The sequence below is a fragment of the Kribbella sp. NBC_00382 genome, assembly GCF_036067295.1.
Lineage (GTDB): Bacteria > Actinomycetota > Actinomycetes > Propionibacteriales > Kribbellaceae > Kribbella.
This window is the reverse complement of record NZ_CP107954.1, coordinates 3,127,344-3,148,649: the sequence shown is the minus strand read 5'-3', so window position 1 is coordinate 3,148,649 and position 21,306 is coordinate 3,127,344. Positions and strand designations below refer to the sequence as shown.

24 protein-coding genes and 1 pseudogene are annotated in these 21,306 nt (G+C 63.9%); 14 read left to right on the top strand and 11 right to left on the bottom strand.

The genetic code is table 11. The features are described from left to right. Positions 1-18: 18 nt before the first annotated feature. From OHA70_RS15430 to OHA70_RS15415, 5 genes and pseudogenes are all read right to left on the bottom strand, one after another. Complete coding sequence (locus OHA70_RS15430) at positions 19-1,122, bottom strand: methyltransferase domain-containing protein (RefSeq protein ID WP_328333007.1); 1,104 nt, start codon at positions 1,120-1,122, stop codon at positions 19-21. Continuing rightward, positions 1,119-1,721, bottom strand: a complete 603-nt coding sequence (locus OHA70_RS15425; RefSeq protein WP_328333005.1) for a hypothetical protein — start codon at positions 1,719-1,721, stop codon at positions 1,119-1,121. The genes OHA70_RS15430 and OHA70_RS15425 overlap by 4 nt, the downstream gene beginning before the upstream one ends. 18 nt (positions 1,722-1,739) lie before the next feature. After that, positions 1,740-2,090, bottom strand: a pseudogene (locus OHA70_RS39775) (MvdC/MvdD family ATP grasp protein); the annotation flags it as partial. Between the two features lie 14 nt (positions 2,091-2,104). Further along, positions 2,105-2,383, bottom strand: coding sequence for a hypothetical protein (locus tag OHA70_RS15420; protein WP_328333003.1), 279 nt, complete (start codon positions 2,381-2,383; stop codon positions 2,105-2,107). A 23-nt stretch (positions 2,384-2,406) separates the two neighbouring features. After that, the gene (locus tag OHA70_RS15415; RefSeq protein WP_328333001.1) at positions 2,407-2,643 is read right to left on the bottom strand and encodes a hypothetical protein; all 237 of its coding nucleotides are present in this window, start codon (positions 2,641-2,643) and stop codon (positions 2,407-2,409) included. A gap of 258 nt (positions 2,644-2,901) precedes the next feature. Here OHA70_RS15415 and OHA70_RS15410 point away from each other — a divergent pair, with 258 nt between their 5' ends. From OHA70_RS15410 to OHA70_RS15390, 5 genes are read left to right on the top strand one after another with little or no spacing between them, the layout of a single operon-like run. Continuing rightward, positions 2,902-4,296, top strand: a complete 1,395-nt coding sequence (locus OHA70_RS15410; protein WP_328332999.1) for a hypothetical protein — start codon at positions 2,902-2,904, stop codon at positions 4,294-4,296. A 25-nt stretch (positions 4,297-4,321) separates the two neighbouring features. Beyond that, positions 4,322-4,807, top strand: coding sequence for an SAM-dependent methyltransferase (locus OHA70_RS15405; protein WP_328332997.1), 486 nt, complete (start codon positions 4,322-4,324; stop codon positions 4,805-4,807). After that, positions 4,782-5,432, top strand: coding sequence for a GntR family transcriptional regulator (locus OHA70_RS15400; protein ID WP_328335134.1), 651 nt, complete (start codon positions 4,782-4,784; stop codon positions 5,430-5,432). The genes OHA70_RS15405 and OHA70_RS15400 overlap by 26 nt, the downstream gene beginning before the upstream one ends. After that, positions 5,359-5,601, top strand: a complete 243-nt coding sequence (locus OHA70_RS15395; RefSeq protein ID WP_328332995.1) for a hypothetical protein — start codon at positions 5,359-5,361, stop codon at positions 5,599-5,601. Before OHA70_RS15400 ends, OHA70_RS15395 begins: the two co-directional genes overlap by 74 nt. Continuing rightward, entirely contained in the window at positions 5,598-6,272 is a 675-nt protein-coding gene (locus OHA70_RS15390; RefSeq protein ID WP_328332993.1) for an HAD family hydrolase, read from the top strand. The genes OHA70_RS15395 and OHA70_RS15390 overlap by 4 nt, the downstream gene beginning before the upstream one ends. Before the next feature lie 13 nt (positions 6,273-6,285). On the opposite strand, the gene OHA70_RS15385 is transcribed toward OHA70_RS15390, so the two are convergent. Further along, on the bottom strand, positions 6,286-8,193 hold the full coding sequence (locus OHA70_RS15385) for an ATP-dependent nuclease (protein ID WP_328332991.1): 1,908 nt from the start codon (positions 8,191-8,193) through the stop codon (positions 6,286-6,288). A 647-nt stretch (positions 8,194-8,840) separates the two neighbouring features. On the opposite strand from OHA70_RS15385, the gene OHA70_RS15380 reads away from it, so the two are divergent. Together OHA70_RS15380 and OHA70_RS15375 are read left to right on the top strand one after the other, a co-directional pair. Continuing rightward, positions 8,841-9,005 carry a DUF6247 family protein gene (locus tag OHA70_RS15380; protein ID WP_328332989.1) on the top strand — a complete coding sequence of 55 codons (165 nt, stop codon included), beginning with the start codon at positions 8,841-8,843 and terminating at the stop codon, positions 9,003-9,005. 186 nt (positions 9,006-9,191) lie between these two features. After that, the gene (locus OHA70_RS15375) at positions 9,192-9,650 is read left to right on the top strand and encodes a hypothetical protein (RefSeq protein WP_328332987.1); all 459 of its coding nucleotides are present in this window, start codon (positions 9,192-9,194) and stop codon (positions 9,648-9,650) included. A 27-nt stretch (positions 9,651-9,677) separates the two neighbouring features. On the opposite strand, the gene OHA70_RS15370 is transcribed toward OHA70_RS15375, so the two are convergent. Beyond that, on the bottom strand, positions 9,678-10,376 hold the full coding sequence (locus OHA70_RS15370; protein WP_328332985.1) for an SDR family oxidoreductase: 699 nt from the start codon (positions 10,374-10,376) through the stop codon (positions 9,678-9,680). Positions 10,377-10,728: 352 nt separating this feature from the next. Between OHA70_RS15370 and OHA70_RS15365 the strand changes: the two genes are divergently transcribed. Together OHA70_RS15365 and OHA70_RS15360 are read left to right on the top strand one after the other, a co-directional pair. Further along, positions 10,729-11,226: an SAM-dependent methyltransferase gene (locus tag OHA70_RS15365; RefSeq protein ID WP_328332983.1), complete on the top strand. Its 498-nt coding sequence runs from the start codon at positions 10,729-10,731 to the stop codon at positions 11,224-11,226. 1 nt (position 11,227) lies between these two features. Further along, positions 11,228-11,905, top strand: a complete 678-nt coding sequence (locus OHA70_RS15360) for an HAD family hydrolase (RefSeq protein WP_328332981.1) — start codon at positions 11,228-11,230, stop codon at positions 11,903-11,905. Positions 11,906-11,908: 3 nt separating this feature from the next. Here the strand turns inward: OHA70_RS15360 and OHA70_RS15355 are convergent, their stop codons facing one another. Beyond that, positions 11,909-12,655, bottom strand: a complete 747-nt coding sequence (locus OHA70_RS15355) for a phosphotransferase family protein (RefSeq protein WP_328332978.1) — start codon at positions 12,653-12,655, stop codon at positions 11,909-11,911. A gap of 75 nt (positions 12,656-12,730) precedes the next feature. Between OHA70_RS15355 and OHA70_RS15350 the strand changes: the two genes are divergently transcribed. Then, positions 12,731-13,498, top strand: a complete 768-nt coding sequence (locus tag OHA70_RS15350; RefSeq protein WP_328332976.1) for an aminoglycoside phosphotransferase family protein — start codon at positions 12,731-12,733, stop codon at positions 13,496-13,498. 256 nt (positions 13,499-13,754) lie between these two features. Here the strand turns inward: OHA70_RS15350 and OHA70_RS15345 are convergent, their stop codons facing one another. Beyond that, positions 13,755-15,353, bottom strand: coding sequence for an alpha/beta fold hydrolase (locus OHA70_RS15345; protein ID WP_328332974.1), 1,599 nt, complete (start codon positions 15,351-15,353; stop codon positions 13,755-13,757). Positions 15,354-15,534: 181 nt separating this feature from the next. On the opposite strand from OHA70_RS15345, the gene OHA70_RS15340 reads away from it, so the two are divergent. From OHA70_RS15340 to OHA70_RS15330, 3 genes are all read left to right on the top strand, one after another. Further along, complete coding sequence (locus OHA70_RS15340) at positions 15,535-17,208, top strand: esterase-like activity of phytase family protein (protein WP_328332972.1); 1,674 nt, start codon at positions 15,535-15,537, stop codon at positions 17,206-17,208. 50 nt (positions 17,209-17,258) lie between these two features. Further along, complete coding sequence (locus OHA70_RS15335; RefSeq protein ID WP_328332970.1) at positions 17,259-17,834, top strand: DinB family protein; 576 nt, start codon at positions 17,259-17,261, stop codon at positions 17,832-17,834. 89 nt (positions 17,835-17,923) lie between these two features. After that, on the top strand, positions 17,924-18,298 hold the full coding sequence (locus tag OHA70_RS15330; RefSeq protein WP_328332968.1) for a hypothetical protein: 375 nt from the start codon (positions 17,924-17,926) through the stop codon (positions 18,296-18,298). Position 18,299: 1 nt separating this feature from the next. Here the strand turns inward: OHA70_RS15330 and OHA70_RS15325 are convergent, their stop codons facing one another. Next, positions 18,300-18,887, bottom strand: a complete 588-nt coding sequence (locus OHA70_RS15325) for a GNAT family N-acetyltransferase (RefSeq protein WP_328332966.1) — start codon at positions 18,885-18,887, stop codon at positions 18,300-18,302. A gap of 313 nt (positions 18,888-19,200) precedes the next feature. Here OHA70_RS15325 and OHA70_RS15320 point away from each other — a divergent pair, with 313 nt between their 5' ends. Next, positions 19,201-20,040, top strand: coding sequence for a carbon-nitrogen hydrolase family protein (locus OHA70_RS15320; RefSeq protein ID WP_328332964.1), 840 nt, complete (start codon positions 19,201-19,203; stop codon positions 20,038-20,040). A 43-nt stretch (positions 20,041-20,083) separates the two neighbouring features. On the opposite strand, the gene OHA70_RS15315 is transcribed toward OHA70_RS15320, so the two are convergent. After that, a complete protein-coding gene (locus OHA70_RS15315) occupies positions 20,084-21,199 on the bottom strand; it encodes a serine hydrolase domain-containing protein (RefSeq protein WP_328332962.1) in 1,116 nt (371 codons plus the stop codon). Between the last annotated feature and the right edge of the window lie 107 nt (positions 21,200-21,306).

Sequence of the window (21,306 nt, the reverse complement as noted above, 5' to 3'; positions counted from 1 at the left end):
CTGAACGCCCCGACGAGCTCAACCGGGCAAAGGCCTCAACCGATGCGTCGGGCCAGGACGACCAGCCAGGAAGACACCCTGCCCGGCGTCCGTGATCCTCATCCGGTATTGCTCGCGTGAAGGCCGACCAGCAGCGAGCCAATCATCATGGGCGGCCTCGACGTCGTCCCAAACGCTACTGGGACCACCTTGGACCACCATGTCCTCGGCGAGGCGAGCCCATGAGCCCTCAGAGCTGAAGACAACCGACACACCGTCCACGGTCATCGCGCGAACGTCGGGGTTGGTCAGGTCGAGCCAGAATCGCGCCTCGTTGTCGCGATAGATCGAGGTGTCGAAGCGATGGGGCCGACTCGCGCCAGCTCCGTTCAGAGCGATCTGGATCAACTCACCGATGGCCGATGGTTCCGGCTGATGACGCAATGGCATGAAGTACGCCGAGTTCGGCAGGAAGTGGCCCGCAGCCTCATCGCCAGCTGCTGCTTTCCGAAGTACGGCGACCCCGGCACCCATTGGAGTCACGATGACTCCGCCCGACCGAACCTGCTGAAGCCAAGCCGACGGAACGTAGTCGAGCCGACAGGTCGCGATGACAGCGCCATAAGGCCCGGCGTCCGGGTAGCCGTTCACTCCATCAGCGGCCGCAACCAGCGGGCTATAGCCCGCCACCTCAAGCCGTTCGCGGGCCTGGGCGATCAGATCAGGATCGATGTCGACGCTCACCACATGATCGGCGCCCAACCTCTCCGAGAGCAGCGCCGCGTTGTAACCGGTCCCGGTACCGATCTCGAGAACTCGCTCGTCACCGGTCAGCTCTAGCGCTTCGAGCATGCTCGCCATCAAGCTGGGCGCTGTCGAAGACGACCTGACATCCTCGGTCGTGACCAGATGAATATCGGAGTAGACAGCCGACAGCCACTCGTCTCTGGAGGCCGAGTCGACGATCGTGTTGCCGTTCTGATCGCTGCGATAGAACCGCGGCACGAACAGGTGGCGCGGTACTGCTCTAAAGGCCTCCCGCCAACGCCGATCAGTGATGTTGCCGTTCGCAACGAGTTCGCTGACCATCTTGTCCAGGTCTTCCGCTGCCTGGCGATCGAAGCTCGATGTCGGCTCACTCATCGGCAACTGGTCTCCAGGAAGTCGGCGATCGCCTGGGCGATCGGATCTCGCAGCTCAGGGATGAAGGCCCATTGTCCATTGGGATTGGCTTCGAGAAAGATCCAACCACGCCCAGGAACCACCCGGAAGTCGAGGGCAGCGAAGGCAAGCCGTAGTTCGCGGAGCAGATCGAGCACTCGCCTGCGTACGCCGTCAGGCACCTCGACAACCCGATAGCTGACGTTCTCGTTGTGCGCTCTGATGTCGACCGGTCCCCCGAGATCCGTGGGGTAGATTTCGGCGGCGAAGAACTCCCCGGCAACGACGGTCAGGCGGATGTCGACGCCTTCGATCAACTCCTGGAACAGATGCGCGGTGGCGGCGATGCCCGGGTCTCCCCACAGATCCTCGGCAACCTCAGCCGTGTACAGAACGCCACTGCCGCGTACGTCGTCCACCGTCACCATCGTGGCCAGCGACTTGGTAATAATCCGGCCGCCGGCCGACCGCGCAAAGTCGCTGACCATCTCCGGCTCGTTGGTGATGAGGGTCGCCGGCACTTGCAGACCACACCGCGCCGCAACAGCGAGCTGGTGCGGCTTGACTCGTGCGTCCGCCATAGCCGCCGGGTTGTTGAGCCAGACCGCCTCGGGAAGGCTGCTCAGAACCCCCGAGAACCCGTGCCTGGCCTGAGAGCGAGCGAAAGCCTCCTCGCTCCGCGATCCACCGCCGACCCTGAAATCCGACGGCCTGCGGTAGTAGACGGCCCGCACTGACTGCAGATCGATCTCCCGAGGTGCTCCAGAGAATTGACCGTCCCAGGCTGTCGCTCCGGGATCGAGCCTTGCTGTCAGACAGAGGTCGGTCGGAAAGCTTCCCGGGTCACAGCGCACGAACGGGGTTCCTCTGGCATTGAGCTGATGCAAGACGACATCTGCCGTCGGGTCGTCGTCATGAGTCAGCACCAGGATCCGGGCAGGTTCGGTCATCGGGATCGTCTCCGCTACTTGTCGTCGACCATCCAGTCCACGGCGAGCACATCCTTGCCGTCGGACTCCGTCTGCGTCATGGTCGCCGCGACTGGCATCACCTCCGTCGCCACTCGTCCATCCACGAGACCGATCTGCCGTTCCCTGCAGAGCGTCACCTCCGGGCGGCTGAACCGAGGCCGGCCCGGCGAGTAGTCGACGAACCGCAGCCCGAACGGGCGAAGGAACTCATCACTGGTGGTCTCGGCAACCTGAGTGCTGCTGAGCGGAAAGCGGTCCTGGTCTTGCCACATGGTGTTCTCCTCGTGATTTGGGTTCAGAGCACGGTCAGCGGCCAGAGCCGCTGCTCGGACGGAATCGTCGGGTGGTCAGGGGCCTGTACCGGATCAGTTGGCGCGTTGGGCGGCAGCGGCTCATTGGTGATGCGCAGACCAGCGAATCGACGGCTCATCGCCGCGGCGTACCGATCGGCGAGCAATCTCTCTGCGACGTACGTGGCGATCACGTGGCTGCCGAACCAGACCTGCACCCTGCGGCGTTCGAGAACGGTCATCGACGGCCTCGCAGGTCACGTACTACGTCGATCACCATCGCTACGGCCAGCACTGCGGCAATCAGACCCAGCACTCGCATCTGCGTGTTCACGACAACTCCCACCACCATTTCTCCAACCACCGACGATCGCCGGATTTCCCGACACGACGAGCGAACCATCGGTTACGGTTAGTTGCTATCCGTGACAGAGGTCCGGTGTGGTGAAAGCGGTGAACGGCAAATCAGATCAGCTGCTCATCGAGGGGAGGCATCTGTCGTGTCGAAGACCCGGCAACGCAATGAGAAGCTCGCAGCGGCGATCGCGGAGGCCGGCTGGTCGCATGCCCAATTGGCGCTCGCATTCGGACGCGTCGCGGCCGAAAGACGGTCTGAAGACCAGGCCGGTGTCGGCCGATCACATGTCTCTCACTGGGTGGCCGGCTCCAGGCCATCCGGCTCCGCGCCCGGCATCCTCGTCGAGGCGCTTTCCCGACGTCTTGGGCGCACAGTCACGGCCGATGAGATCGGTCTCACAACGGTCAGCTCGTCACCGATACTCGACTGGAATGCGGATACGCTGACGGCGCTGGTCGATCTCGGGAGAAGCACCTTGGATGTCGAGCGCAGGTCGGTACTGCGGGCGGCCGGTTACTCGGTGGCCGCGCTGACCCTGCCCGATCAAGCTTGGTGGGATCAGCTGAGCGAGCGATCCGCTAGACATCGCAACCTCAGGGGCGGGCGACTGGTCGGCGCAGGCGACCTCGACGCTGTCCGGGAGACAGTCCAGCTGTTCACCCGTATCGATCAACGCCGAGGCGGAGGACATGCTCGTGCGGCCGTCGTCCAGTATCTGACCTCCGACGTCGCCGGATACCTTCGCGCCTCCTACGCCGACGACGGCGTACGCCAAGGGATGTTCTCCACTGCTGGAGAACTCGCCTACCTCGTTGGCTGGATGGCGTTCGACAACTCCGAGCACGCGATCGCTCAGCGGTACTTCGCCGTCGCGGTAAAGCTGGCCGCCGAAGCCAACGACGCTCCACTGGCTGCCCACATCCTCCGGGCTATGGCACACCAGGCCGTGGATCTCGGACACCACCGGCACGCGGTCCAGATAGCCGAGGCCTCGCTGGACGGACGTCGCTACCAAGACGCGACTCCTCGCGAACGTTCGCTGATCGGTGTCGTACACGCGCGGGCGCTTGCGGTTGACGGGCAGCGAGCGGCTGCGTCCCGAGCGCTTCTTCGTGCTGAGACTGACCTGGCGTCCGCAACAGCCGGCGACGACGAACCTGGACGCGTTTTCTTCTTCGGCGAAGCCAGCCTGGCCCACGAGACCGCGTGCACGTTGCGGGACATGGGCGATCTAGCGTCGGCGACCAAGGAGTTCCAGCACAGCGTCCGTACACGCAAGGCAGCCACGTTCACCCGCACGCACGCGGTGACCCTTGGCTATCTGGGCGCAGTACAGGCTCGCAGCGGGAACATCGAAGAGGCCTGCGGCACGTGGTCGGAAGCGCTCGACACCATGGACGGAATCCACTCCGGCCGAGCCCGCCAGGCCGTGCGGGACATGCGCTCGGGTCTCTCGATCTACCGTGCCAAAGGAATCCGCTCGGTCGCCGAACTCGATAGCCGAGCAGCCAGATACCTCGCCGCAGTCGACCGCTGACGGCGCCTTACCTCCAAGGGAACCAATGACTGACGAGTCGATCACGCTGCACCCCGTCGCCCACGTCATCGGCGGTCGAGTCGAGCCCACCGACGACTACTGGGGCGGTACCCGAGCGATCATCCGCATCGACGACCCACGCCTAGACGCCGACTCCACCAAAGGCCTAGAAGACTTCTCGCACCTGGAGATCGTCTTTCACTTCCACCTAACCGACCAATCAGACCTGCACCTCGGTGCCCGCCCCGCCCGCAACAACCCAGACTGGCCAGCGGCAGGCACCTTCGCCCACCGCAACATGCGCCGCCTCAACTGGCTAGGCGTCTCCCGCTGCCGCCTCCTGAAAGTCGACGGCCTAGACCTCCACGTAGAAGACCTAGACGCAGTAGACGGCACCCCCGTCCTAGACATCAAACCCTGGTTCACCGACTTCGGTCCTCGAGGCCCCATCCACCAGCCCACCTGGCCCACCGAAATGCTCACCAATTACTTCGCCCCCACCGCCGACTAGCGCGGCTCACGCGGCGACCATCGCACACAAGTTCAATGCCCGGGAGAAACTCCCCTCACAGAACGACCTCGCCACCCAGTACGGCGTCGCCCGCATGACCATCCAGCAGTCCCTGCGAATCCTGCGCGACGAGGGCCTGATCGTGTCCCGCGTCGGCAGCGGCGTGTACGTCCGCGAGCAGGCCGACCAGCCGGTCGGCCTCCGCCCCCACATCGAGAAGGCTTTCGAACGCGCCCCAGTGACCATCGACTTCGCCGGCCTAACCGGCGAAACACTGCTCGGCGCTCTCGAAGAACCAATCGACCGCATCCGACGCGGGCAGCTCACCCTGAGAGCCGTCACCATCCGAATGCTCCTGCCAGACCTCTCCCAGCTCACGGCAGTACCGTCACGCGCAGGCAAGAACCCAGGCGACGACCCCGCAGGCAGAGCACGCATCGAGAAAATCGCACACCGCTCAGCCGGAGATCCTCGAATCAATCCGCGAGCTCGGCAAGCTGGGCCTGGTCTCCAAGGTCTCCGCAGAACTGCGCGTCGTCGGCCCACCGCTGATGTTCAAGCCCTACACCCTGAACGAAGAAGAGGTGTTCTTCGGCTTCTTCCCAGTCGTAGAGCGAGACGTTGAGGTCAGTAGCAAGCCGGTCTCAACGTTCGATGCCGTCGGCAAGGACACCGTCCTCTCTCATCACTCCACCAGCGACGACGACCGCGCAACAGGCTCGCAATACGTCGCCCAAGCGCGCCGCTGGTTCGGCAGCCTCTGGGGAACACTCAGGCAGGTCCGCGACATATGACCACCGATCCCCTGACACAACTCCTCAGTACCGCAGCCGTCCTCTTCGACTTCGACGGCCCCATCTGTTCCGTCTTCGACGGCTACCCAGCCCCACAGATCACGCGCGAGCTCCTAGAGCTGGCTTGCCAGCTCCGCCCTGAGCTGGTTCCAGCCTTGGAGCAGTCCTCCAGCCCGCACGAACTCCTCCTAGCTGCCGCCGACGATGGGGAGCTAGCCCGTCAGCTAGAAGCGGCACTCCAGAAGGCCGAACTCATAGCCATCAAAACGGCTCGACCGACGCCAGGCGCGGCCGATGCCATCGCCGCTTGCATTGCAAGCGGACGATCGGTGGCAGTCGTAAGCAACAACTACGCAGAGGCCGTCTCCGAATACCTCATCAGAGCCGGATTGGCTGACAGCGTCTCCCATGTCGAAGGGCGCAATCCATCCGATCCGACCCTGATGAAGCCGAATCCTCATCTGATCGAGAGAGCGATCAAAACCCTCGGTACTGATCCAACCTCTTGTGTCTTCATCGGCGACCAAACGACCGACATCGAGGCTGGCCGACTGGCGGGCGTTCCTACGATCGGCTATGAAAACAAGCCGGGCAAGTCAGACGCGCTCAAGCGGGCCGGTGCTGACATGATCGTCACCAGCATTATGGAGATAGCCGAAGCTATTCACTGAGAGTGAGCCGCATCTAGGCGTCTTCCATACCGAATATCGCAATTAGATCCCGGTGCATGTCTCTAAGAATTGCCGCTCCATCACGGGTCAGCAACCGGCGGTCAGTGAAGTCTGCGACTATCGCCGCCCCAATTGCAGGTTTACCGGGGACAGCAAGTTCGCGAGCAGTGCACCATGCGGCAAGTGATTCATTGCGCTTGCCCTCACCAATATCTTTCGAGCCAAACCCAGCACTGCCTGCTATCTGTGTCAGCACCTCATTGGCAGCCTCGATATAGACCTCAGTGCGCAGCAGGTCTTCAACGCAAAGTCCTGAGCCTGACCCACCGATCTGAAGAATTCGGTTGACCGGCACGCCTGAATCGCCAAGCCGTTTGGCGTGAGCATCTCCTCCTTCGTCACCATCGAGAGCATATGCCACCCTCGGCGCTTCAAGTTCTAGAACAGACAAATCCCTGTTAGCGACGCCGGCAACGCCCGGAGCAACCTGATACGGGAGGCGCTCAAGACCCACCGCTTCTCGTATCAGGGTCGGCAACAAAATCATCTCTGTCGGCCCTTCACACAAGACCGCATACCGTGATGGCGTAAAAGCGGCTGCAGCGGCACCTAGCGCCATAAGGAGGGGGTTAAATCCAGGAGAACTTCCCCAGAACGACGCGAGCAACCTGCTTCGGCCGGAGGTGGGCGAAGTGGGCGCTATAGGCCGAATACCTGTACCCAGGTCAGACGGAAGACATCCGGGCGAATGCGTTGTATAGATAATCTGCATGGCTAGTTCTTGCCGCTCAAGCATGCGGACGAGATCTGCTTGCGCGTCCAAATGGAGATGCTGCTCGGCTTCATCAATGAGAAGGATCAGACGTTTTCCCTCACGATGCTGCTTCGCCACGAACGCAGTAAGAGCAACAAATGATTTCAGCCCATCACTCCGTTCAGCGATGGAAGAAAATCCAGGTGAATCATTCGATACGACCACTCTAAGCATGCTGCCGTCTTGCCGAAGCCGAACGATTACATTCGATTGGCGCCAAGCCGCCTTAAATGACTCCTTCAATTGCTCGTTTGCGGCATCGGTAAGAGTCTCTATCGTCCCGATATCCTGGGCCGCAACCGCATCCGCTAGTGCTTGCAGATCAAGATTTGCAAGATCACACAAGTTCCCCAATGCCGCAGGAGTGTCGAGTGCAGCCTGCGAAACCTCGTAATCCGATACCAAATTGCGTTCATCCGCATCGAAAAATACTATCCGCGGGCGGCGTTCGTCAAAAATTCGCCAAGCAGCGGTATTCGGATGTTCCAACTCACGCTCTTTCGCAAACTTATCAATCTCTTGACAAGCATTCTGGCACAACCTTCCAAGCTCTCCTTCGCCGAGGAGATGAATGGCGGCATTCTTGATTCTCTCTACAGCCTCATCCGCGATCTCACTCGAACCCTTTAGCGCCGCAAGAGCATAGTCTAAATGGTCCCCTACGCCGTCCTCCTCCGAGTTTCTCTCCAGCGCCTTCGCCGCTTTGGTTTGCGCAAAGCGCGACACTGCATTTTCTGCGCGGCGCCTCTGTGAGAGATCCCTATCCAGGAATGGGTAGACATCTGACTGCAGCCTGCCGTCATACTGCTTATACAGCCTTGACCACACCGGAGTGACCGGCGTTTCAAGGTGAGAAACTGCGGCGAGATCGTCGGAGTCTAGGCGGTACCATAACTCGGCCGCCGATTCGTCACCCTGCGTTTCCATTCCTCTTGGTCTTTCAAACTGAGAGATTTCCCTGTTATCGTTCGTAGAGTTCAGCAGCTCCAACAGGCTGCTTTTACCCGCCTCATTAGGCCCAACGATCGCAGTAATCTTTCCAACAATCGTGACATCACTCTCGATAAGTTTTCTGTAACCATGCACCTTTAGTCGACCCAACTTCATGCTGCCCCCTCTGGATTGACCTCCACCCGGTAGCGCACCGTGTGCACCGGATGATGCCAGTTACTCTCGGTAATGAGAAGGGCTCCGCCCCAACGATCACGGCCTGGCTTCGACCCATGGGCTAAAGCGCTCTCAGGAGAGGTGCTAAGGGCCGCGCAGGGAGATCTGTTGGTCCAGCAATCAGTCCAGCAACAGGTGGCGACAGACACCGCCAACGGACAAGAGGGACCGGCGGCCACCTATCGCATCAGTCTCGCCCTCGGCGGTTACTGTCGAACTGAAAAGCGGAAGGTCGGCGGTTCGAGACCGCCCCTGACCACACATCGACACCATCCCTCTCCGTCCTTCCGGAGAGGGATTTTTCTTTCCCACGCGTTACGGCTGCCGCCGGCGCCTTTGCCGGCTGTCGCCGACGTTTACTGGCTATCGCCCGGATTTGCGCTAGCGCGCTCCGACCACCTGCCGCCTATCCAGCTGCGTGTGATTCATGCGGCCATCCGTGGCATGTCGGCTTGCTACACACTCCGACCCGCATCGCTACACCCCCTGTAGCCCAACCGTCCTGCCGACTCGTTCCGACTCTGGTTGGTCGGCGGGCTGTGGATGATTTCGTCCAGGGACAGCATCATCTGAGTAATCTGGTGGGCATGACTGCTCAGCCGATGCAGAGCTCGACGGACGATCCGAGTGAGATCCTCCGCCTGCTGCCGGCGAAGTGGCGTGAGCAGTTCCTCAGCGAGTACCACGGCGCTCTCGATGCCGCCCATGAAGTCTGGCGCTTTCAGCAACTGCGCGACGTACCGCATCTTTAGCACCTGCGAGCAGTCGCGCACTCCGATCCGGGCTTCGATCAAGCGCTGCGAGCGACCCGCGTGGAGTTCCACGCGTCCGCGCCAGCCCAGCTGCAAGGGCTGCCTTCACCGGACGTCACCTGGATTGGCTGAGTGATGACGTATCCGCCGTTAGTACTAACGGGTGGGCCCGGGGTCGGTAAGAGTGTGACGGCGCGTGCCCTTGCGGAAGGTCGCACGAGATGCGCCTTCATCGATGTTGATGATGTGCGCCAACTGGTCGTCGCGGGCGCTGCCGCACCGTGGGAGGGAGCGGAAGGGCGGGAACAGCAAAGGCTCGGTGTGGTCAACGCCTGCAGTGTGGCTCGCAATTTTGTGGCCATGGGCATTGAGGTGGTCGTCGCTGATGTGCTTACGCCAGAGACCTGCGACTTGTACAGACAGGAGCTGCCTGGGTGCCTGATTGTGCATATGACAGTCGATTTTCCGGAGGCGGTACGGCGTGCGGCGTCCCGCAAAGTCTGGCTGACTGACCATGAATTCCGAACGCTTCACGAGGCCGACGCAGCGAACCCCCCGGACGCCGATCATCGCATTCAGGTTGACGCACTCGACTTGCAGAACCAGACCGAGAAGGTGGCAAGCCTCTGGGGCGCACGTCAATGATCCGCCTAGGAATCAACCGTGGATGGATCAGTTGACCTGGCCGGTGGGCCGTATGACGAGGTGGTTGATGTCTACGCCTTCGGGTTGATTGACGGCGAACAGGATCGTCTCGGCGACCTGGTCGGCGGTCAGGGTCGGCGCCGCTGCGGGTGATCCGCCGCGTTCGTCCCAGAATGGGGTGTCCACAACCCTTGGGGCGACAACGGTGACGCTGACGCGGTCCTTGGCCACCAGGAGTCGGACGTTCTCGGCCAGGGCATGCGCGGCCCACTTGGTGACGGAGTACAGGTTGCCGGGCGTGTTCCTGGTGCCCGCGACCGAACCGACGATCACGATGCGGCCCTTGGACTTCCTCAGGTGCGGCAGTGTCTCGCGTACCAGCAGAGCCGGGCCGAGGATGTTGGTGAGAACCATGGCACGCATCGCCGCAGGCTCGTGGTCCTCCAGCGTGCCGGGTAGGGAGAACCCGGCGTTCGCGATCACCGTGTCCAATCGGCCCCACAGGTCCACGACTTGACGCGCGGCAGCGGCGACATGGTTCTCGTCGCTGGCGTCGCCGGTGATGGTCAGCAACCGCTCGCCCGCTCCGGCGGAGGTGGCGAGCGCGGCCAGGCGATCGGCATCGCGGCCGGTGATCGCCACATGGTGGCCTTGCTTGAGCAGGGCACGGGCAGTGGCTGCACCGATCCCGCTCGAACCGCCGGTGATCAACGTGACGGGTTCCATGGCACGGCCTCCTTGGTGACGGCGGTATCGGCGATGCGCCAGTCTCCAGGTGTCGATGAACACTGGGTTGGCGGACGCAGGTTACCCGATCATCACGATGCTGCGACCACACATCGACACCAACCCTCTCCGCGATCCGGAGAGGGTTTTCTTTTCCCACGCGTGCGACGCACCTTCCTGGCGCTAGCCTTCTGCCCGGGACGTTAACCGCACCGTGTGGCGATTCGCGGTGAGCTGGAGGACCTGACGGCAGGTGTGCGGCCAGATCAGTTTCTGTGGGTCCGCGAGCATCGGCACACGGCATGTCCACCTCGCCGCAGTCTCTGGCGGCGCCTTACTCGCAAGGGGAACGATGACTGACCAGTCGATCACTCTGCGGCCCGTCGCTCATGTCGTTGGTGGCCGGGTTGAACCTACTGATGACTACTGGGGTGGTACCAGGGCTGTCATTCGGATCGATGACCCGCGGCTTGATGCCGAGTCGACCAAGGGGCTTGAGGACTTCTCGCATTTGGAGGTCGTCTTCCAGTTCCACTTGGTCGACCAGTCCGACCTTCCGCTCAACGCTCGGTCGGCCCGCAACAACCCGGACTGGCCCAGGGCGGGGATCTTTGCTCATCGGAACATGCGGCGGCCCAACTGGCTGGGTGTCTCGCGATGCCGGTTGCTCGCGGTGGATGGGCTGGACTTGCATGTGGAAGATCTGGACGCGGTCGACGGTACGCCCGTCCTCGACATCAAGCCTTGGTTCACCGACTTCGGGCCGCGCGGACCCATTCGCCAGCCGAGTTGGCCTACCGAGATGCTCACCGACTACTTCGCTCCCGCGACTGGAGAAGCCGATCTCTAGTGTGCTGCGGGATCCGCTGGCGCAGATCCTCAGCTCGGCAGAGGTCGTGCTCTTCGACTTTGACGGTCCGGTCTGTTCGGTCTTCGACGGCTACCCGGCCGCGCGGATCACCCGCGAACTTCTCGCACTCGCGCGCGAGGTACGCGGGGAGCTGGAGCCTGCGCTCGAGCTGGCTGGCGGCCCGCATGGGCTGCTTCTGGCTGCGGCTGGTGATCTTGAGCTCGCTGGTCTGTTGGAAGCCGCGCTACAGAAGGGTGAGCTGGCTGCGATCGAGACGGCCCGGCCGACACCTGGCGCGGGCGAATGCATCGCGGCCTGCGTCGCCAGTGGGCGGGTTGTGGCAATTGTGAGCAACAACTGCTTGGAGGCGATTACGGAGTACCTCGTGAGAGCTGGGTTGTCGGGATGCGTGGCGCACGTGGAGGGTCGCGATCCGGTCGATCCGAGGTTGATGAAGCCCGACCCTTACCTCGTCGAGCGGGCTGTCAGTGCGCTCGGCGTTGGTTCGGCTTCCTGCGTGTTCGTTGGTGATCAGGCGACTGATATGGAAGCCGGTCGGGCGGCCGGCGTACGGGTGGTCGGATATGCCAACAAGCCGGGCAAGGTCGAGGCGCTCGGCAGGGCAGGGGCCGACGTGATCATCAGCAGCATGCTCGAACTGGCGGACGTCCTCTGCTGAGGGTCACATTCGGGCTCTTAGGACGTCGAATTCGGCGCCGGGGGTGTTGGGGTCGAAGCCGTGGGTTAGGAGCCAGCGGGAGTTTAGGAGGCTTCTTAGGGACCACCAGGCTTTGATGGCTTCTTGATCTACGTCGGTGCCGTAGCCGGCTAAGACTTCTGGGAGGCGGTCTTCGTGGCCGAGGGTGAGGGTGGCTAGGTCGAACATGGCGTCGCCTTGGCTTGCTTCGGACCAGTCGATGATGCCGGTTAGGGCGTCGCCTTCTACGAAGACGTGGGTGATTTGTAGGTCGCCGTGGATGAAGGACGGGGTCCAGGGGCGGAGGGCGGCTTGGGCGATTTCGCGGTTGCGGGTGACTAGGTCGGTGGGGAGGACGCCGTTGTTGATGAGCCACTCGCATTCGGCTTCTAGGTTTGATGCGAGGTCGTCGGCGGTCCGCCAGGGCCAGGGCGGTAGTGGGGCTTCGTGGAGGGTTCGGATGGCGGCGCCTGCTGCTGCCCAGGCTGCTGGGGAAGCGGTCGATGGCTTGCCTAGGACGCCGAGTGCTTTGCCTTGCATGGCGGCGATTGCTAGTACTGGTGGCTTCCGCCAGAGGATTTCTGGGGTTGGGATCGGCGTTAGGGCCATCGCTTCTACTTCGACGTCGATGCGTTTCTGGTCGGCGTCGATTTTCAGGAACACGTCGCCTACGCGCAGGGTGGTGCGTTCGCTGTGGGCTACTACGATCTCGACCTCATCCACGTCGAGCATTCTCGCGGTTATGGCCACCTACGTCACCGGAATTATCTAGTGCTGTTGGCGGTTGGTCGCGGTTATGGTCCGGTCATGGCAGGGGCCGAGGATGACATCGATGCGTTGCGGCCGATCTCGATCGAGGACGGTGTTGTCACCAGGCCTGCTTCTGTCTGGACGCCTGCTGTGCATGCATTTCTGCGGTACTTGCGGAGGCGAGGGCTCACGTGTGTTCCGGAGCCGATTGGGGTCGACGGTGATGTCGAGCGGCTCGTGGTCATCGAAGGGGACGCGGGCGGCGATTGCTGGGGGCATCAGCACTCCGAGGCCGGCGTACGGTCTGCGGCGCGGTTGCTGCGGACGATCCACGATGCGTCGGTCGGCTGGGAGCCACCGCCGGATGCCGTTTTCTGCGCACCTGACGTGGAGTCCGAGGCGGAGACCGTGTGGTGCCACGGTGATGTCGGGCCGTGGAACATGGTGTGGCATGGCGATGAGGCCGTTGGGTTGTTCGACTGGGACTTTCTGCATCGCGGGCCGCGGCTTGATGATGTTGCCTACGCGCTTCAGTGGTTCGCGCCCGCTCGGAGTGATGAGTTGGCGATGACCTGGCATCACTTTCCGGCTGTTCCCGATCGGTCTGCCCGGATAAACGCGTTCCTGCGGACGTATGGCGAGCTACCTCTGTTCGACGTTGCCGAGGCAATCGCTACCCGAATGGAGGCGACCATGGCCATGGAGTTGGCGCTGGCCGAGGCCGACGTCGAACCCCAGCGAACGTGGGTCGCCGAAGGCAGCCAGGAGTCGGCTGCGGCTGAAGCGCGATGGGTTCGCGAACACTTCGACCTGCTGACGCCCTGAGATCAGCTGACCTTTGATGGCGGGCACCCGATGCAAACCGGTTGCTGATGGCAATGGATGGACGCCAGCCGGTCGGGGGCGGATCGCCAGTGCATCAAAGGGCAGCCGTATGAGGCGGAGCTCGGCGCGTCGAGGCGGTGTGGCCGGCGTTTGATGGGCTGGCGGTCCGCCCGGGCGTCACCCGGGATCCGTGGGCGTCTTTTCGCCGAACGAGCCTCCTGCCGGAGGGGTTGCCTTCGGCAGGAGGCTTAGGACGTCAGCGGTACGTCGGTAGGGACTGACGTAGGGCAGCCTTTGCCTTGGCTGCCTTGGCGGTGGGGGCGGCGGCCGCTGCGGGTTCGGGGGCTGGGACCGGGTCGCATTGGAGGTCGGAGCGGTTGCCGGACTTGCGGGCGGGTAGGGCTCCGGTTTGTAGGTAGGCGACGATTCGGTCGTCGGTGCACGTTACGCCGGAGAGGGAGCCTGCGTGGGTGGTGCCGCCTACGCCTTCGATCAGGGCGGAGTGCGGGAAGATCTTGCGGGTTTGCAGGGCTCCGGAGTACGGGGTGGCTGCGTCCAGGGTCTCGTTGATCAGGAGGACGCTCTTGACCTTGCTGCCGTCGATCTTGACCGGGCGGCCGGCCTTGGCGGGCCAGTAGGCGCAGGGGGCGTTGAACCAGGCGTTGCCCCAGGTCAGGAACGGCGCCTGGGCGTAGGTACGCCAGTTGTCGATCCGTACCTTGTTCGCGTTGGTCGGCCACTGGGTGTCGGTGCACTGTACGCCGAGGTAGACGGCGTACCCGTTGTCGTCGAAGGGCGGGCCGCCGTAGAGCTCGACCAGCGGTGCGGCATTGCGGTCATGCACCCAGGCAGCGAAGGCATCGGCGACATCCACCCAGCCGTACACGTAGTACCCGGCCTGGGTGAAGATGTCGTTCCACTCGTCCGGACCGATCTTGCCGTCGGCGGGGTGGCCGATGAGCTTGTGCAGTTCGGAGTAGTACCGGCGCTCGACCACGGCCTCGGTCGTGCCGAGGTGCCAGGTCGAGTCGTGCGCGGCGACGTAGGCGAAGAACACCTTGATGCTCTTGTTGAACGCGATGTCCTGGTCGAGGTTGGCCTTGTACCAGACCCGGCGCGCGTCGACGACACCGTCGAAGATCGCCCGGCGCAAACGCGACGGGTAGAGCGTTCCGTACACCTGGCCGAGGTACGTGCCGTAGGAGAATCCGTAGAAGTTGATCTGCGGGGCGCCGAGCGCCTTGCGGATGCTCTCCATGTCCTGCGCCGAGTCAGTGGTCTTGAGGTGGCCGAGCAGCGCGTGCTGGTTGGCGTCGCAGGCCTTCGCGTAGGCCTTGGAGCGCTTGATCCAGGTCTGCTCGATCTTCCGCGTGACCGGCACGTAGTACGGACGGTTGTAGCCGGCCGCATCCGGGATGCAGCTCAGCGCCGGCTTGCTCGCGCCGACACCGCGCGGGTCGAAACCGATCCAGTCGTAGGCGTCACCGGCACCGGCCGGGACGAAGTCGCCGAAGATCGCGTAGATCAGGCCGGAGCCGCCCGGACCACCCGGGTTCACCAGCATCGGGCCTTGCGCCTGCGCGTCGGGCGTCTTGTGTTTCACCCGGGATACCGCGAGCTGGATCTTCGTCCCGTTGGGACGGCTGTAATCGAGCGGTACGACGACGTAACCGCATTGAGCGCCGGCATTCACCAGGCGTGGAATGGTGCATGCGCCCCATGCGACGGGTGGCGGCGTATAGCCGGCCGAGACGACTGGTTTCGACGGCACAGCGGTCGCGGCGGGCAGTGATACCACCCCCGCGACCAGTGCGGACGAGACCGTGGCAGCAACAACCAAACGACGGATTCTCATGATTCCTCCCCGACGCATCCTGAACCCGGATCACCAACAGTGGCAAGAGTAGTGGCAATTCAGGCACGGACAGTGACAACGTGGCCGCAGTCTGTGGATAACCCCGCAGCACCGCAGGGCGGCTCTGAGAGTTCACCGGAGAGCGGCCCGAAATTCATCGCTGAGGGACAAATTCAGGGGTATGACTTCACGACTCTTCTCCCGTCGGCGCACCCGGATCGCCGTCGCGATCGGCGCCGCCGCCGCTGTGGTGGGCACGGGCACTGTTGCAACCCAGGCCGCCGGGTGGCTGGCCAACCCGTCGCACGACTTCCGGGCCGTTGCCGACTCCTTCTCCGGGCACAGCCAGGTGAGTGGCGATGTGCTGCGCAACGACCGCGGCGCGACGGCGGTCGTACGGCACACCGAGCCGGCCAATGGCACGGTGACGGTCGACGCTGATGGGACCTTCGCGTACGTACCGAAGGACGGGTTCAAGGGTGTGGACACCTTTACCTACACGGCTTCCGACGCGGTCCAGCTGTTCAAGTCCACTCAGTCGAACGGGCAGCCATTGCCTCCCCTGGCGGAGGTGGCTGGGCCGGGCGGCACTACCACGGAGATCTCCGGAGCCGGGTACGGGTCGGCGCTTACCGCAGTACCGGGTAAGACCGGCTACTTCTACGGGCTCACCGACCGCGGGCCCAACGCCGATGCGCCGGACGGCAACAAGTCCGAGATGCTGCTCGACTTCGTCCCGCAGATCGGCAAGTTCAAGCTGGTCGACGGCAAGGCCCGGCTGCAGAGCGTCGTCACGCTGAAGGGACCGAAGAGCCTCGGCGGGGTGAAGTACAGCGGCCGGCCGCCGCACGACACCAGCGAGGTGATCGACGACGTCAACGCGACCAACGCCAACGGCGGTACGCCGGTACCGGTCGCCAGGGATCCGTACGGGTACGACTCCGAGGGTTTGGTGGCGTTGCCGGACGGCACCTTCTGGGTCTCCGACGAGTACGGTCCGTACGTCACGCACTTCGATGCCAAGGGCTACGAGTTGGGCCGGCTCACGCCGTACAAGGACAGCCAGGACAACGCGTTCCACAAGATCCTCGGGTACTTGCCCGCCGAACTCGCGTTTCGCGCCAAGAACAAGGGGATGGAGGGCCTGACGGTCACGCCGGACGGGTCGACGCTCGTCGGTGTGATGCAGTCGGCGCTGCAGCAGCCGGACCTCGGCAGCGTCAAGCCGGGCAACGTCTCCCCCAGCCGGATCGTGACGATCGACCTGCGGACGTACGAGACCAAGCAGTACCTGTACCTGCTCGACGACCCGAAGTCGACGGGCGGCGCGAGCAGTGAGATCACCGCGCTGACCAACACCAAGTTCCTGGTGGACGAGCGGGACGGCAACTTCGAGCCGTTCGCGCAGAAGAGTCTCAATGCGGTCGACATCAACGGCGCGACCGACGTGAGCGGGCTGACGATCGGCGGAAAGTCGCCCGAGGCGTTCGTCGGAGCGGCTGGTACGAATGCCGCGCTCGCGGCGCTGACCGGCGCCGGAGTACAGGTTGCTATGAAGCAACCTGTGGTCAACGTCGGCACGTTGGTCAGCCAGCTCGACCCGACCGGCAAGTTCTTCGGGCACGACAAGGTCGAGGGAATCGCGACGACGGACGGCGGGCGGACCCTGTACCTGTCCAACGACGACGACTTCGGCATCGACACCATCGCCGTCGACCCGGACGGCAAGTGGACGGTCCACCAGAAGGTGCTGCCACCCACGGGCAAGCCCGACAACGCCGAGATCCTCAAGGTGGACACCACCAAGCTGCCGGCGGTCCTCAAGACCGTCACGGTGACGATCCACGTTCGCTGACCTGTACCGCCGGGCCTGTTGATGCAGGCCCGGCATGGCAGCCTTTGCGCATGATCGATGAAGACGCGAAGGAGTTCCTGCACGGTGAGCTGCGCGATCTGCGGGGGGCGGTGGTCTGGAAGCTCGACGGCTTACCGGAGTACGACATCCGCCGTCCGCTGACGACGACCGGCACCAATCTGCTCGGGCTGGTCAAGCATCTGGCCCTCTGGGAGTCCCGGTACTTCGGTGAGGTCTTCGACCGTCCGTTCCCCGAACCCATGCCCCGGTGGGACGCCCGCGGTACTGACATGTGGGCGACTGAGCACGAGACGCGTGACGACATCATCGGCCGGTACCGGCGCGTCTGGGAACACTCGGACGCGACGATCGTTGCCCTTGCCATCGATGCTCCCGGCGAGGTGCCCTGGTGGCCGACGCCGTCCGTCAGGCTCTTCAACATCCTGGTCCACATGCTCGCCGAGACCAGCCGTCATGCCGGGCATGCGGACATCCTGCGCGAACAGCTCGACGGCTCGGTCGGCACGATTCCGGCTCGCGCGCGGGGACCCCAGCCCGACGCGGCCTTCTGGGAATCCCAGCGGCTGGAGATCGAACGCATCGCCAAGGCCGCCGGGGCGCAATGACAAAAGCTGCAATTCGGTGGTTGGCGAGGGGTGCGGTCACGTAGCGTTCGGCCGTTGAGGTGGGGTTTTCACTAGGGGTGGGGATTGTTGTGAATATTGATTTCGGGCTGGACCCGGTGTTCTCGTGGTACGTCGTGTTGCTGTGCATCAGCGGAATCGTGATGGTCGTGCTCGGCGCGATCAACAAGGGCGAGCAGTCGTCGGGGTCGCGCGCGCTGGGTGTGCTGGCCGGGGTCGCGTTCCTCGCGTACGGGATCTATCTGGGGTTCATCTTCGACGGCGGCAGCTACATGATGTTCTTCCAGGCGTTCATCCTGCCTGCGCTGCTGGTGGTCAACTTCGTCCGCTCGGTGGTCGCCAAGCCGACACCCCCGCAGCCGTACGCCGCCGAGCCCACCGAGCCCACCCAGCCGTACCCTGGGCAGCCGCCGGCTGGCCCGAGCCAACCGTCACAGCTGAACTGACCTAGATCGTCTTGGTCATGACGCAGTGGTTTTTGCCTTTGGGGCGGACGTAGGTGAAGCCTGCGTCCTCGAACATGCTGCGGGTGGCGCTGTAGAGGAAGGATGCGGTGATCTGCTTGCCCCCTGTGTCCTGAGGGTAGGCCTCTACGATTCCGCCGCCCGCTTGGGCGATCAGCTCCAAGGCACCGCGGAGGGCGACCGCCGCGACGCCCTGTTTGCGGTATCTGCTGTCGACGAAGAAGCACGTCAGCCGGTAGTCGGGCGGCGTGCCCAGCAAGGCGTCGTATTCCTTGCGATGGTTGATGTTCGGCAGCTCCGCCGGCAGTCCGTACTCACACCAGCCCACCGCCTCGTCACCGTCGAAGACGAGCGCCGCATGAGCCCGGCCCTCTTCGACGAGGCGTTGCTTGAGGGCGCGGTTGTCCTCGGCGTCGTAGGTCTTCTCGTCCTTCATCGTGTGGAAGAACGTGCACCAGCACCCGCCCCACACCCCGTTGTGCCGCTCCGCGAGATCCGCGAAAGCATCCCAGGTCCCGGGCGTGAGCGGCCGGGTCGTGAGGTTATCCAGCACCACCGCGATCTTCGCCATGCTCCAGCGTAGGACAGTTGACCAGTGCCCCGGCCGTCGGCGAAGATGTGGGTCCGGCGCGGCCCGCGCCTCACCTTCGTCGACCGGCCCCAGCCTGGTCCGCTGAGAAGGCAAAGGGATCTCCGGTCTCGGGTCGCTCGTCCTGGTCACTTGCCTCGGGCGGGATCGCTGGGGGATCGCGTGCGAGTGCGTGGAAGGCCAGATGACAGCGCACAGGAACTTCAAGCGACGGGTTCGCGCCCGCGCCGCCAAAACGGGCGAGTCCTACACGGCTGCCCTCCGGCACTTCCGTCCGACTCCACCAGGAGCAAAGATGCCGGAAACCATCCTGCGGATCGCCGTCGCCCAGTCGACGGTTCGCGTGGACCCCACCGATGCCGACGGGCTGCGCGCCAGCGCCGCCGAAGTACGCGGCCTGATGAAAGAGGCGGCCCACAACGGGGCTCGCCTGGTGCATTTCACCGAGGGAGCCTTCTGCTTCCCGAGCAAGGTGATCATGTCCGGGCTCGGACCCGACGAGATCGGCGAGTCCGACTGGAGCAAGGCCGAGTGGTCCGTACTACAGAAAGAACTCGACCGGATCGCCAAGCTGTCGGGTGAGCTCGGCCTCTGGACAGTCATCCCCTCGGTCCACCGGCAGCCCGGGCCGGCGCGACCGTACAGCAGCATGTACGTCGTGTCCGACCAGGGCAAGATCGTCGACCGGTACGACGAACGCATGCTGTCGACCACCAAGGCCACCTGGATGTACGCCACCGGCGACAAGCCCGTGACCTTCGAGGTCGACGGGTACCGGTTCGGACTCGCCCTCGGCCTGGATGTGCTCTTCACCGAGATCTTCACCGAGTACGACCGGCTCGACGTCGACGCGGTACTGGTCTCGTACGCGAGCACCGGCATCGACAGCAACGAGCACGTAGGAGTCCAGGCTCGCGGCCACGCCGTCAACAACACCTACTGGATCAGCCTCGCAGTACCGGCCAATCCAGGCGCCGGCCTGGACTCGGGCGTCTCCGACCCGACCGGCAAGTGGACGGTTCAGGGCCCTGCGGACAGTACGCCGGGAATCGCCGTCACAGACATCCACCGACCTGACGTCATCCAGATCGGCCGCGACTTCCGCCGCCGGACCCGGGATCGCGTCAGCTCCTGACCCAGACCTGTGAGGGGCACTCGCCAGTGCCCCTCACAGGCGCTCAACCGCAGACGGCCTTGTCCACGAAGGCGTCGACGGCATCGTCGGGGTCGACGCGGAAGGTCGGCGTCACCGCGATGCTGACCTGGTGCCGGCCGTCGGCACTCGAGAACGACCAGGCGTTGTACGCCAGCGCATCACCGTCGTTGCCGTAGACACGGATGCCACACGTCGTGTCCTTCCACGACAGCCCGAGTCCGTAGTCGTGCGTCGGCGTACCGGCCGTCTCCATCTGCTTCAGCAAGTACTTCGGCAGCAGGCGTCCACCGAGCAGCGCGCCGAAGAATCGGTTCAGATCATGAGTCGTCGAGATCATGTCGCCGCCCGCGCCGAACAGCGTCGGGTTCAGCTCCGTGTAGTCGACATAGCCGGTGAGGTTCAGGTCCGTCGGCACATAGCCGTGCGGATGCGGCCCGGGAATCCATGGCGAGGTCCCCGGCATCACGGTCCCGCGCAGCCGCAACGGCCGGATCACCCGACGCTCGATCTCTTGCCCGTACGTCCGTCCCGTCACCTTCTGGATCACTTCACCAAGGAGCAGGTACCCCGTGTTCGAGTACGCGTACTCCTTGCCCGGGTGCTGCGACGTCGGCGGATGCGCTAGCGCCTGCTGGATCTGTTCGGAAGCGGTCCGCGTCCGCCACCGGTCAGCGAAGAACTCCGGTGACGGCGGCTTCGGAACCGCCTTCACGTAGTCGTACAGGCCGCTGGTGTGGTTGAGCAGTTGCCGCAAGGTGATGTTCCGCCCGTTCGGCACAACCCCAGGCAACCACCGCTCCACCGAGTCCTCCAGCCGCACCCGCCCTTCAGCGACCAACTGCAGCACCACGGTGGCAACAAACGTCTTGGTGATACTCCCCACCCGAAACAACCCGTCAACCGGCACAGGCCGCGAAGTCCCCCGTACCGCCACCCCACTAGTCCCCCGCCACACCCCCTTCCCATCCCGTACCTCCGCCAGCGCCCCCACCGCAGTAGCCCCCGCCACCGAATCCAACTCCCGCTGCAAACCACCCCGGTCCGGCCCCACACCAGCCGTAGCACCGGCAACCCCCGGCACCCCACTAACCGCCAGAACCGCCACCCCAACCACCAACACCCGAAGCACCCGCTTCATCCCAAGCCTCCCGTTCGTCAGGCAACCACCTTGCGACGCCTGGACGGTCGGGCACATCGGGGGAACACCCTCTCCAACCCCAAAGGGCGGATGGGGGACTCACTGGG

Excerpts from the sequence above, each read along its gene's own strand:
- OHA70_RS15335 (WP_328332970.1), top strand. The coding sequence starts at position 17,259 with ATGATCGATGAAGACGCGAAGGAGTTCCTGCACGGTGAGCTGCGCGAT.
- OHA70_RS15345 (WP_328332974.1), bottom strand. The coding sequence starts at position 15,353 with ATGAGAATCCGTCGTTTGGTTGTTGCTGCCACGGTCTCGTCCGCACTG.
- OHA70_RS15405 (WP_328332997.1), top strand. The coding sequence starts at position 4,322 with ATGACTGACGAGTCGATCACGCTGCACCCCGTCGCCCACGTCATCGGC.
- OHA70_RS15340 (WP_328332972.1), top strand. The coding sequence starts at position 15,535 with ATGACTTCACGACTCTTCTCCCGTCGGCGCACCCGGATCGCCGTCGCG.
- OHA70_RS15415 (WP_328333001.1), bottom strand. The coding sequence starts at position 2,643 with ATGACCGTTCTCGAACGCCGCAGGGTGCAGGTCTGGTTCGGCAGCCAC.
- OHA70_RS15420 (WP_328333003.1), bottom strand. The coding sequence starts at position 2,383 with ATGTGGCAAGACCAGGACCGCTTTCCGCTCAGCAGCACTCAGGTTGCC.
- OHA70_RS15355 (WP_328332978.1), bottom strand. The coding sequence starts at position 12,655 with ATGCTCGACGTGGATGAGGTCGAGATCGTAGTAGCCCACAGCGAACGC.
- OHA70_RS15325 (WP_328332966.1), bottom strand. The coding sequence starts at position 18,887 with ATGGCGAAGATCGCGGTGGTGCTGGATAACCTCACGACCCGGCCGCTC.
- OHA70_RS15395 (WP_328332995.1), top strand. The coding sequence starts at position 5,359 with ATGTTCAAGCCCTACACCCTGAACGAAGAAGAGGTGTTCTTCGGCTTC.
- OHA70_RS15380 (WP_328332989.1), top strand. The coding sequence starts at position 8,841 with ATGACTGCTCAGCCGATGCAGAGCTCGACGGACGATCCGAGTGAGATC.
- OHA70_RS15350 (WP_328332976.1), top strand. The coding sequence starts at position 12,731 with ATGGCAGGGGCCGAGGATGACATCGATGCGTTGCGGCCGATCTCGATC.
- OHA70_RS15320 (WP_328332964.1), top strand. The coding sequence starts at position 19,201 with ATGCCGGAAACCATCCTGCGGATCGCCGTCGCCCAGTCGACGGTTCGC.
- OHA70_RS15385 (WP_328332991.1), bottom strand. The coding sequence starts at position 8,193 with ATGAAGTTGGGTCGACTAAAGGTGCATGGTTACAGAAAACTTATCGAG.
- OHA70_RS15365 (WP_328332983.1), top strand. The coding sequence starts at position 10,729 with ATGACTGACCAGTCGATCACTCTGCGGCCCGTCGCTCATGTCGTTGGT.
- OHA70_RS15430 (WP_328333007.1), bottom strand. The coding sequence starts at position 1,122 with ATGAGTGAGCCGACATCGAGCTTCGATCGCCAGGCAGCGGAAGACCTG.
- OHA70_RS15315 (WP_328332962.1), bottom strand. The coding sequence starts at position 21,199 with ATGAAGCGGGTGCTTCGGGTGTTGGTGGTTGGGGTGGCGGTTCTGGCG.
- OHA70_RS15425 (WP_328333005.1), bottom strand. The coding sequence starts at position 1,721 with ATGGCGGACGCACGAGTCAAGCCGCACCAGCTCGCTGTTGCGGCGCGG.
- OHA70_RS15390 (WP_328332993.1), top strand. The coding sequence starts at position 5,598 with ATGACCACCGATCCCCTGACACAACTCCTCAGTACCGCAGCCGTCCTC.
- OHA70_RS15370 (WP_328332985.1), bottom strand. The coding sequence starts at position 10,376 with ATGGAACCCGTCACGTTGATCACCGGCGGTTCGAGCGGGATCGGTGCA.